Origin of the sequence: Enterobacter cloacae complex sp. P47BA, assembly GCF_014930485.1 — a bacterium.
GTDB classification, from domain to species: Bacteria; Pseudomonadota; Gammaproteobacteria; order Enterobacterales; family Enterobacteriaceae; genus Enterobacter; species Enterobacter bugandensis.
On the sequence record NZ_JADBRF010000037.1, the window covers coordinates 1 to 10,606 of the forward strand.

Here is a 10,606-nt window from a genome sequence, read left to right on the forward strand (position 1 = left end):
AAGATGCCACCGGCTGAATATGAAAACCAGTATTACCAACGGCTCGGAAGTGTCTAGATTATCCGTGGCGATTCAAAAATTGTGTCGCGACGTATATGTAACGGGTGATGATTGGTGGGAGGAAGGTGGCGAATGTGTCGCTGGTTGTCACGTATGTCAGCACGCTCCAAATTCAGTTTTCTATATTGAAGGTCAGTGGAGTTGTGTTTCATGCTTTGATAGAGGATGGTCAGCAGTTAACTGTCCACATTGTGATGAGTATGTGACTGGTGATATGGAAACAATCAAATATTTCGCATGTCATAAATGCGAAGATGAGCAACGGAAGTTTATTCTAGCTGAAGCTTGAATTTCAGAGTCAATTTTCAAGTAAGTTTGCTATTTCTCGCCCTTAGAACTATCAGGAATCTAAGGCTTGGTACATAGGCATAAGGTACGTTCACCTCTGGAGGGCGGCCATGTTGCCCTTTTGAAGAACCCACCGATGGGGAAGCAACTCGGTGAAGTGGACTGACTTCACCCTGGGAGACGATCCTCCCCATAGACAGACTTTATCGATCTTCTAAGAGAAAGTGATTCTGGAAAACATCAGTGGTTTGTCACTCAAAATCTCTTTTCTCTGAAAACTCTGGAAAAATTGTTAACATTATCCTAAACCAACACTGGCACCGCCTTCCAGAATTTCTACACTGTAACAGTGTGGTAGTATCTACCCACCATGCGATAATGCAGAAGCCCCTCTCCGGAGGGGCTTTTTTTATTCACATACATAAATCATTGCAAAACGAATGCTCCGAAAAGAGTGATCTACCGCACATATCCCTCCACATCTACCGAAGCGAATGTCTACGCTTATAGGACGCCCGGAGAAACCTGTCTTCAGAACACACAACCGGAGGTCCCTATCACCATGTTCAACCAGAAACTACAGGCTACCGAGAACATCGAAATCGAGATTGCAGAAGAGCTGCGCTACGAGACCGATCCCTGCGAGTTAAAACTGGATGAGATGATTGAGGCGGAGCCGGAACCCGAAATGATCGAGGGGCTACCCGCCTCCGATGCCCTGACGCCCGCCGATCGCTACCTTGAACTGTTCGAACATGTCCAGTCGACGCGGCTGTTTGCGGACAGCAAAACCTTCCCCGACTGCGCGCCGAAGATGGATCCGCTGGATATTCTGATCCGCTACCGTAAGGTCAGACGGCACCGGGATTTCGACCTGCGCCAGTTCGTTGAGAACCACTTCTGGCTGCCTGAAACCTACAGCACGGAGTATGTCTCCGACCCCGGCCTGTCGCTTAAAGAGCACATTGATAGCCTGTGGCCCGTCCTGACGCGCGAACCACAGGATCATATTCCCTGGTCGTCCCTGCTGGCGCTGCCGCAGGCCTATATCGTGCCCGGCGGGCGATTCAGCGAGACCTACTACTGGGATTCGTACTTCTCCATGCTGGGGCTGGCGGAAAGTGGCCGTAACGATCTGCTGAAGTGCATGGCGGATAACTTCGCGTGGCTGATCGAACGCTACGGCCATATCCCTAACGGCAACCGCACCTATTATCTCAGCCGCTCGCAGCCGCCGGTCTTTGCCCTGATGGTGGAGCTATTTGAAGAGGACGGCGTGCGCGGCGCGAAGCGTTACCTCGACCACCTCAAAATGGAGCATGCCTTCTGGATGGACGGCGCGGAGTCGCTGCTGCTTAATCAGGCATACCGCAGCGCGGTGCGCATGCCGGACGGTTCATTGCTCAACCGCTACTGGGACGACCGTGACACCCCGCGCGACGAATCGTGGATTGAGGACGTGGAAACCGCCCGCCACTCGGGCCGTCCGCCGAATGAGGTCTATCGCGATCTGCGTGCGGGAGCAGCGTCTGGCTGGGACTACTCCTCCCGCTGGCTGCGCGATCCGGCGCGGCTCGCCAGCATTCGCACGACGCAATTTATCCCCATCGATTTGAACGCCTTCCTGTTTAAGCTGGAGAGCGCGATTGCCAATATCTCGGCGTCGAAAGGGGATAAAGAGACGGCCGAGCTGTTCCGCCAGAAGGCCACCGATCGTCGCGCGGCGGTGAACCGCTATTTGTGGGACGAGGAGAGTGGCTGTTACCGCGATTACGACTGGCGACGCGAGCAGATGGCGCTGTTTTCTGCCGCCAGCATTGTGCCGCTGTATGTTGGAATGGCGACGCACGAGCAGGCAGAACGTTTATCTGACGCGGTAAAAGCGCGTCTGCTGACGCCGGGTGGGATTCTGGCAACCGAGTACGAAACCGGCGAGCAGTGGGATAAACCCAACGGCTGGGCGCCGCTGCAGTGGATGGCGATTCAGGGGTTCAAGCAGTACGGTAACGACTCGCTGGGGGATGAAATCGCCTGGAGCTGGCTGCATACGGTGAACCACTTCTACAAGACGCACCACAAGCTGATTGAGAAGTACCACATCGCCAGCAGTACGCCGCGCGAAGGGGGCGGCGGGGAGTATCCGCTACAGGATGGCTTCGGCTGGACGAACGGCGTGGTGCGACGGTTGATTGGGTTGTATGGGGAGCCTTGAGAGGGGTGCGATCTGGCCCCTCTCCCCTCTGGGGAGAGGGGGAAAATTTTAGCGAATCACCTCATAAATGGCGGTCTGAATAGACTGCCATTTTTTCGTGGTGGCATCCGGCTGTGACTGCGCGCGTCGCGTTGCCATCTCAAGATCGTGTTTCTGGCGCTTCACCACGGCCGGCACGGTGCAGAACGCTTTCAGATACTCTTTACGTATTGACGTCAGGGACTCGCCGTTTGACATGGCGTGGCTGAGCGTATTGATGAAACGACGACACGGCTTCTCTTCTGCCATGTTCTGCCGATAGCGCAGCATAAGCTCCAGAACGTCGTCATAGCCTGCCGACATCGCCTCTTCGGTCCATGACAGCTTCCAGTCCATCCCTCCCTGCAAAAAGAGCAGCGCCACGCGGGTATCGTTGCGGTTAATCGCCGAACGGAAATTACTCTCGTCCCAGGTCACTCCCATGCGCGTCAGCGTCTCGCGCGAGGAAGGGGTTTCGCGCATCTCCTGCGGCGGAGCCGCCGCTTGCGCCGTATTTTCGGCCGCAGGCTGCGGTTTGCTGCTGGTCACCAGCCAGAAGCCGCCTACTACGATGGCAATCACCATCACGCCGACCGCTCCCCATAGCGCACCGGAGATAAGCTGCTCACGCTGTTCGGGCGTGCGCGGGGCGCGCTGGGTCGGCTTTTCAATCGTGTCGCGGACTTCAAACAGATCCCCACCGGTAACCCGATCCATTTTTTGCGCCCTTTCCCAGAACGCGTGCAGCTCGCTGGCATCCACAGCCATGAATCCGGCAGGGTTGACGCGCGTTCTCCCCTCCTCAAACGCGCGTTGAACCGGACGGGAGATCTGCATGTAGTAGTTATCCAGCAGCTGAATTTGCGCCGAACTTAACGTTTTCTGCACCGTAATGCTGTTGCGAATTTGTCGAATGTCGTCAAGGAAGGTTTGCAGCGTTTTGCGCGGCTCCACCAGGAGCGTCAGCATGGACGGGTCGTTAAACAGCGAGGCGTAATAGCGGCTGAACTCTTTTTTATCCACCAGCATTTGCGCCAGTTCACTGAACATCATGCCGCTCAGGACATCGTTGATTTCGCCATGCTTCAGCCAGCGCCGTACGCGGTCAGCGTTAAATAAGGTTTTAAGATGATTATTGAGCCGCACCTGATCGGGCCAGGCCTGCTGAATGAGGCCTTTAATCATTAACTCAATTGCGCGTACCTGCTTGTGCGCCTGCTGTTGCTGGAGTTCGCTTCCCGGGGCCAGCTCGGTGCTGTAGGTCAGAAGCGGCTGCTGCAGACGAAGATGTTCCAGCGAAGTCACAAACCGCATCGCCGCAATAAGCTGGTTTTCACTGACATCCTGCCCGCTTTCGTACTGCGGGACGCGCTGCTGCAGCAGGCGCAGCTGCAGCGTAAATTCCGACATCTCGGCATCATTCAGGTTAAGCTTCTTCGCAACCGTAGCCCATCCCCCGAGGCCTAAACGCGCGCTGTCCACCTGTTCCAGAAACCAGCGTGGATCTTTTCCCTCAGAAACATGTACATTCAGAAGAAGCAAGATTTCCACCGACGCCTGGCGAATGACCGCCAGACAGTGTTCGAACTGTTCGCGGATATGATGTGATGTGCTGAGAGTCATTGTTTTCCTTAAGCGACAGCGAAGACATCCGGAATGGGCACTAACGGCCGTTTTTCTTTTTATTTATACGCGCTTAACCATACCTGACTTTCTGTTGAAATAAAGTGACAACCCTAAAATCATTTAAAATGCTTCAGGAGAATCTTAATGCCAGTTTTAATGACCTCACGCCTGAACTGCTCGCCCCTGCAGGAGCAAGACTGGCCCTTTTTTCTGGCGTTGCAGCAACACCCCGAAGTCATGCGCTTTGTGGCGGAGAACCGCCCCGTCGCAGCGATCCGGGAGGCGTTTGATTCGCGCCTGACGCCCTGGACGCCAGGCAGCGCGCACTGGCTGTGTCTCGTTGTACGTGATGCCCTCTCACAGGCCCCGCTGGGCGTTACCGGGTATATTCATCGGGAAGAAGATTGCGCCGAAGTGGGCTTTCTTTTTGCCCCCGAGGCGCAGGGCAAAGGTTACGGCTTCGAATCCCTGCAGGCGCTTTGCGATTACGCCTTTCATCAGGGCGGTATTCGTCGGCTCACCGCCACCGTCACCGCGGGAAACGTCGCCTCCAGGCGCCTGCTGGAAAAAGCTCGCTTCCAGCTGGAAGGCGAGCTACGTGAAAGCTATTACCTTTCCGGTCGCTGGCAAAATGACTGGTTATTTGGGTTATTACGGCAGGAATACCTGAACAATAATTCCTGATCAATAGCCATTTGGCGGATATTGCTCGTACCGCGATTCCTCTACAGTATCGCCATTAAGAGGAAACGAATATGAACGGTCATGCGCTAAATATATCTTCTGCCGCCATAGAATTAATAAAGAAACATCAAGGGCTTTCACTGGAGAAATATCGTGATGAAAAGGGTGTATGGGTTATCGGCTATGGGCATGTGATCCGCGAACGGGAAAATTTTCACGGCCTTATCACGCCTCTTCAGGCGGAATATTTACTCCATGAAGATATTCAGCTTTGTGAAACGCTGCTGCGGGAAAAGTGTATACATCCATTAACCCAGCAGCAGCATGACGCGCTGGTACTGATGATAATGAGTTTCGGCGTGACGTCTTCACTCCCGAAAGCGCTGCTTCAGGCCGTCGCCCGGGTGTAGTACATGGCTGCCTGGGTTCGGTTTTTTACTTCCAGCCGGCGAAAAAGCGCTTCCAGATGCGCTTTTACCGTGGCCGCACTGATGTTGAGATTGCGACCAATTTCTTTGTTTGATTCGCCCGCCGCCAGCAGCTTCAGCACCTCACGCTGACGCTCGCTTAAGGAAAGTAACGCCTGCGCTGACGATTGCTGGCTGACCCACTCAGCGGGAAAGCAGACCATCCCTCTGGACACGGAATCCAGCACGGCGGCAAACCGCTCAGGGTTAGCGTTACGGGGGATAATAGCCATCACGTTTCGCTGCATGAGTTGTTCAACCCATCGGGTCTCTTTTTTTGCCAGAACCATCATCACCCGTACCGACGGGAAGCGATGCATGATTTCATCCAGGAAAGAACTCCCCTCATCCTGAATTAAATTGCCGTCAATCATGACGATAGCAGACGGTGACGCGGATATTTGCGTCCATAAATCGTCTGCCTGACAAGCCCCCGTTATATTTATTTCAGGAATTAATTTCTGCAAACCGTGTATCGCTCCATGAATAAATATCGACTGCCTGTCAAACATGATTACTCGCATCGTATTTCTCCCTCTGAGAATAGCGAAGGGGGATTCTACATAGGCGCTATTTAAGAAAAAACTCAATGAATGGAGAGGTTACAAATCCGCCAGTGGTTTTTATATTTACCCGCATTTTGACACATCCATATTAAGGATTTCCTTAAGGGGTTCCCTCCCCTTAACATCAGACATCACAGGAACATACCGCCTGACACTTCAATACGTTGCGCGTTCATCCAGCCAAGCTTATCGCTAAGCAGCGCCGCAATGGCATTCCCGATATCGTCCGGCAAACCTACCCGCCCCAGCGCCGTCTGCGACGCCAGCATCTGGTTAAGCTGCGCGTTGTCGCGCACGCGCCCACCGCCAAAGTCGGTTTCGATCGCGCCTGGTGCGATAATATTGACGGAGATACCGCGCGCTCCAAGCTCCTTCGCCTGATAGCGGGTGAGCACTTCCATCGCCCCTTTCATGGCCGCGTAGGTTCCTGAGCCTGGCTGGGTGAAGCGGGCCAGTCCGCTGGAGACATTGAGGATCCGCCCCCCGTCGTTAAGCAGAGGCAGCAGGCGCTGCGTCAGGAAGAAAGGCCCTTTGAAGTGAATGTTCAGCGCCTCATCAAACTGGGCTTCCGTCGTTTCGGTATAGGGTGCGTATAAACCCGTCCCGGCATTGTTCAATAAATAATCAAATGTTTCGCGCTGCCAGACGCTCTTCAGGATCTCCTGAAGCTGTTGAGCAAAATTTTCGAAACCGGCGATATCCCCGACGTTGAGCTTTAATGCCGCCGCCTTGACGCCTTTTTCCTGAATTTCGCGCACAACTTCCAGCGCTTCCTGCCGGCTACGATTGTAGGTCAGGATAATTCCCGTGCCGTCAGCAGCCAGCTTTAACGCAGCGTTTTTACCTAAGCCGCGGCTACCACCCGTCACTAATGCGATACGTTCAGTCATCATAAACCTCGTTTTGGCTGTTATGGAGATTGAGAAAGAGCTTATTAGGTGATAGAAGATCAATAAAGATGGGTAATAACGCTTCACTGTTTCAGTGCAAACAACAATGAGCTTCATCTATGGATAAAATTCACGCAATGCAGCTGTTTGTTCGCGTCGCGGAACTGGAGAGTTTTTCCCGCGCGGCAGAGACATTAACGCTGCCGAAAGGCAGCGTTTCCCGGCAAATTCAGGCACTGGAAAACCGGCTTGGCACCCAGCTACTGCACCGTACCACGCGCCGCGTTAGCCTGACGCAGGACGGCATGGTCTATTACGAACGGGCAAAAGATCTGCTGGCGAACCTGGATGAGCTGGACGGTATGTTTCAGCACGATCCCTCCAGCATCAGCGGAAGGCTGCGCGTGGATATGCCCGTTGGCGTTGCTCGAAATGTCGTCATCCCCAAACTGCCTGCGTTTTTACAGCAGTATCCGGGTATCGAACTGGAGCTCAGCAGCAGCGATCGTCTGGTGGATGTGGTCCGCGAAGGGTTTGATTGCGTCGTCCGCGTGGGTTCCCTGAAGGACTCAGGGCTGATAGCCCGTCCGCTGGGCAAGCTGTCGGTGATCAACTGCGCCAGCCCGGATTATCTGGCGCGTTTTGGCTACCCTGACACGCTGGACGATTTAGGCTCGCACGCCGTGATTCATTATGCTGCGATGCTGGGAAGCCGCCCTCAGGGCTTTGAATTTTATAACGGAAGCACGACGCAGTGGATAAAAACGGGCGGGGTGCTAACCGTCAACAGCACGGAAACTTACCAGGCCGCCTGCCTTGCCGGGCTGGGGATCATTCAGGCCCCGCGCGTTGGGGTGCGCGACCTGCTGCGCGCAAAGAAACTGATTGAGATCCTCCCGCAGTATCGCGCGGAACCGATGCCTGTCTCCCTGATTTACCCCCACCGGCGCAACCTCTCTCGCCGGGTTCATCTGTTTATGGAGTGGCTAACCGAACTCACAAAAGCTTACGTGGACTAGTCGCAAGCTATAATTCAATAACATCCAGCCAAACGAAAAAGGAAAAGACGCGTGACGCCGGAAAATAACCCGCAACGACCCACCCAACATTTAGATTATGAACCCATCAAGAAGATGGAAACCGAGCCGGAAGAGGCTAAAGCCCCTGGTACAGCCAGCAAGGCGCTGGGCACCGTCACCAGCCTGGCGGAGAGAATTCAGCAGTTTCCCATGGTTGCGCATCTAATACGTGCGACCGAGCGCTTTAATGACCGCATGGGGAACCAGTTCGGTGCCGCGATCACCTATTTTTCGTTCCTGTCGATGATCCCCATCCTGATGGTGTCGTTTGCTGCGGCCGGTTTTGTACTCGCGTCGCATCCAACGCTGCTGCAGGATATTTTCAATAAGATCCTGAATAACGTCAGTGACCCAACCCTCGCCACCACGCTGAAAAGCACGATAAACACCGCCGTTCAGCAGCGCACCACCGTCGGGATCGTCGGTTTGCTCATCGCCCTTTACTCCGGCGTTAACTGGATGGGCAACCTCCGCGAAGCTATTCGCGCCCAGTCGCGCGAGGTGTGGGAGCGTAAACCGCAGGATCAGGAGAAAATTTGGGTTAAATATTTCCGCGACTTTATTTCGCTGATTGGCCTGCTTATCGCGCTCGTCGTCACGCTCTCCATTACCTCCGTGGCGGGCTCCGCGCAGCAGATGATTATTTCTGCGCTCTATCTTGATTACATCGAATGGCTGAAGCCCGCCTGGCGCGGGATCGGGCTGGCGATTTCCATCTTCGCCAACTACCTGCTGTTCTTCTGGATTTTCTGGCGCTTGCCTCGGCATCGTCCGCGTAAGAAGGCGCTGCTCCGCGGCACATTGATTGCGGCGATCGGCTTTGAAGTGATTAAGATCGTGATGACTTACACCCTGCCGTCGCTGGTGAAATCCCCATCCGGCGCGGCATTTGGCTCGGTGCTCGGGCTGATGGCGTTCTTTTACTTCTTCGCGCGTTTAACCCTGTTCTGCGCGGCGTGGATTGCCACCGCCGAGTACAAAGGCGACACGCGAATGCCAGGAAAAACACATCGTTAATTCCGCTCTCGGGCTGATATTTCAGCCCGACTCATCATTTCAGCATATAAATCCAGTCCGTAACTTTTATTTAACCGAAAACCAGTTTTATCCACCAATATTTAAAAAACGTGAAGCATTTCATGGAAGCATTTTGGCTGGCCTGAACATTATCCGCTTTTTGTTGATTTTATAATCAGGAAGCGACTTTGTTACAGATTGAAATGTCGCTTTTGCTGTGCGTAATATGGCCTTTCGTTCGACAAAAAATAAGAAAATATTATGCAATCAACAGCCACAACACTCGACTCTGGTGCGGAAAACGTCCCGGTAAACTCGCGCAATAAAGTTGTCGTCGCATCGCTGATTGGCACCGCCATTGAGTTCTTCGACTTTTACATTTACGCCACCGCAGCGGTCATCGTTTTCCCGCATATTTTCTTCCCGCAGGGAGACCCGACGGCGGCGACGCTACAGTCTCTGGCGACCTTTGCTATCGCGTTTGTGGCGCGTCCGATTGGCTCCGCGCTGTTTGGACACTTCGGCGATCGTATTGGGCGTAAAGTCACCCTGGTGGCCTCGCTGCTGACAATGGGCATCTCCACCGTGGCGATCGGCCTGCTGCCGACCTACGAAACCATCGGCATTCTGGCGCCGGTCCTGCTGGCGCTGGCGCGTTTTGGTCAGGGTCTGGGGCTGGGCGGTGAATGGGGTGGCGCGGCGCTGCTGGCGACCGAGAACGCCCCGCCGCGTAAACGTGCGCTGTACGGCTCATTCCCGCAGCTTGGCGCGCCGATTGGCTTCTTCTTTGCCAACGGGACCTTCCTGCTGCTCTCCTGGCTGCTGACGGATGAACAGTTCATGAGCTGGGGCTGGCGTATTCCGTTTGTCTTCTCAGCCGTGCTGGTGCTGATTGGCCTGTATGTGCGTGTTTCCCTGCATGAGACGCCGGTGTTCGCAAAAGTAGCCGCGGCGAAAAAACAGGTAAAAGTGCCGCTGGGCACCCTGCTGACCAAACACGTGCGCGTGACCGTGCTGGGCACGTTTATCATGCTGGCGACCTACACGCTGTTCTACATCATGACGGTGTATTCCATGACCTACAGTACCGCTGCCGCACCGGTTGGGCTGGGCCTGCCGCGTAACGAAGTGCTGTGGATGCTGATGATGGCGGTGATTGGGTTTGGCGTGATGGTACCGATTGCCGGCCTGCTGGCGGATAAGTTTGGTCGTCGTGCGAGCATGATTACGATCACCACGCTGATCATTCTGTTTGCTCTGTTCGTCTTCCCGCCGCTGCTGAGTTCAGGTAGCCCGGCGCTGGTGATGGCGTACCTGCTGATTGGCCTGAGCCTGATGGGGCTGACCTTCGGCCCGATGGGCGCGCTGCTGCCGGAGCTGTTCCCGACGGAGGTGCGTTATACCGGCGCGTCGTTCTCCTATAACGTCTCGTCTATTCTGGGCGCGTCCGTGGCACCGTATATCGCCACCTGGCTGCAGGCAAATTATGGTCTGTTCTACGTGGGCGTTTATCTGGCGGCCATGGCGGCGCTGACGTTGATTGCGCTGCTGCTGACGCATGAGACTAAGCATCAGGCGCTGTAATTCATTGCGGCCTGATGCCCTCACCCCGGCCCTCTCCCACTGTACGGTCCGGGGACATAGTGAACACTTGTTCGGGGACATGGTAGACACTTACAACTGAGGCATAAGAACCCGT

General features: G+C 54.6%; 10 protein-coding genes. 7 read left to right on the forward strand and 3 right to left on the reverse strand.

The annotated features are described in order from the left end of the window. Positions 1 to 349, forward strand: a 349-nt coding sequence (locus tag IM299_RS23030; RefSeq protein ID WP_227013225.1) for a hypothetical protein, incomplete at its 5' end; no start/stop codon positions are given. 561 nt (positions 350 to 910) lie between these two features. Next, positions 911 to 2,560 carry an alpha,alpha-trehalase gene (locus IM299_RS22625; RefSeq protein ID WP_193358123.1) on the forward strand — a complete coding sequence of 550 codons (1,650 nt, stop codon included), beginning with the start codon at positions 911 to 913 and terminating at the stop codon, positions 2,558 to 2,560. 48 nt (positions 2,561 to 2,608) lie between these two features. On the opposite strand, the gene IM299_RS22630 is transcribed toward IM299_RS22625, so the two are convergent. Then, the gene (locus IM299_RS22630; protein WP_193358124.1) at positions 2,609 to 4,201 is read right to left on the reverse strand and encodes an STY4199 family HEPN domain-containing protein; all 1,593 of its coding nucleotides are present in this window, start codon (positions 4,199 to 4,201) and stop codon (positions 2,609 to 2,611) included. A 147-nt stretch (positions 4,202 to 4,348) separates the two neighbouring features. Here IM299_RS22630 and IM299_RS22635 point away from each other — a divergent pair, with 147 nt between their 5' ends. Both IM299_RS22635 and IM299_RS22640 read left to right on the forward strand, forming a co-directional pair. Continuing rightward, on the forward strand, positions 4,349 to 4,888 hold the full coding sequence (locus IM299_RS22635) for a GNAT family N-acetyltransferase (RefSeq protein ID WP_028014743.1): 540 nt from the start codon (positions 4,349 to 4,351) through the stop codon (positions 4,886 to 4,888). Between the two features lie 71 nt (positions 4,889 to 4,959). Continuing rightward, on the forward strand, positions 4,960 to 5,298 hold the full coding sequence (locus tag IM299_RS22640) for a lysozyme (protein ID WP_193358125.1): 339 nt from the start codon (positions 4,960 to 4,962) through the stop codon (positions 5,296 to 5,298). Here IM299_RS22640 and IM299_RS22645 read toward each other — a convergent pair. Both IM299_RS22645 and IM299_RS22650 read right to left on the reverse strand, forming a co-directional pair. Continuing rightward, on the reverse strand, positions 5,277 to 5,879 hold the full coding sequence (locus IM299_RS22645; protein ID WP_045259401.1) for a response regulator transcription factor: 603 nt from the start codon (positions 5,877 to 5,879) through the stop codon (positions 5,277 to 5,279). The genes IM299_RS22640 and IM299_RS22645 overlap by 22 nt on opposite strands. 173 nt (positions 5,880 to 6,052) lie before the next feature. After that, positions 6,053 to 6,811 (reverse strand): SDR family NAD(P)-dependent oxidoreductase, encoded by a 759-nt coding sequence (locus IM299_RS22650; protein WP_193358126.1) that lies wholly within the window; start codon positions 6,809 to 6,811, stop codon positions 6,053 to 6,055. 119 nt (positions 6,812 to 6,930) lie between these two features. On the opposite strand from IM299_RS22650, the gene IM299_RS22655 reads away from it, so the two are divergent. The 3 genes from IM299_RS22655 to IM299_RS22665 all read left to right on the forward strand — a co-directional run bounded on the left by IM299_RS22655 (position 6,931) and on the right by IM299_RS22665 (position 10,491). Beyond that, entirely contained in the window at positions 6,931 to 7,830 is a 900-nt protein-coding gene (locus IM299_RS22655) for a LysR family transcriptional regulator (protein ID WP_028014747.1), read from the forward strand. A gap of 51 nt (positions 7,831 to 7,881) precedes the next feature. After that, a complete protein-coding gene (gene yhjD / locus IM299_RS22660) occupies positions 7,882 to 8,907 on the forward strand; it encodes an inner membrane protein YhjD (RefSeq protein WP_041911856.1) in 1,026 nt (341 codons plus the stop codon). A gap of 261 nt (positions 8,908 to 9,168) precedes the next feature. Next, entirely contained in the window at positions 9,169 to 10,491 is a 1,323-nt protein-coding gene (locus IM299_RS22665) for an MFS transporter (protein WP_028014749.1), read from the forward strand. Positions 10,492 to 10,606: the final 115 nt, after the last annotated feature.

Coding starts and splice junctions, on each gene's coding strand:
- IM299_RS22655 (WP_028014747.1), top strand. CDS start 6,931: ATGGATAAAATTCACGCAATGCAGCTGTTTGTTCGCGTCGCGGAACTG.
- IM299_RS22630 (WP_193358124.1), bottom strand. CDS start 4,201: ATGACTCTCAGCACATCACATCATATCCGCGAACAGTTCGAACACTGT.
- IM299_RS22645 (WP_045259401.1), bottom strand. CDS start 5,879: ATGCGAGTAATCATGTTTGACAGGCAGTCGATATTTATTCATGGAGCG.
- IM299_RS22625 (WP_193358123.1), top strand. CDS start 911: ATGTTCAACCAGAAACTACAGGCTACCGAGAACATCGAAATCGAGATT.
- IM299_RS22665 (WP_028014749.1), top strand. CDS start 9,169: ATGCAATCAACAGCCACAACACTCGACTCTGGTGCGGAAAACGTCCCG.
- IM299_RS22640 (WP_193358125.1), top strand. CDS start 4,960: ATGAACGGTCATGCGCTAAATATATCTTCTGCCGCCATAGAATTAATA.
- IM299_RS22650 (WP_193358126.1), bottom strand. CDS start 6,811: ATGACTGAACGTATCGCATTAGTGACGGGTGGTAGCCGCGGCTTAGGT.
- IM299_RS22635 (WP_028014743.1), top strand. CDS start 4,349: ATGCCAGTTTTAATGACCTCACGCCTGAACTGCTCGCCCCTGCAGGAG.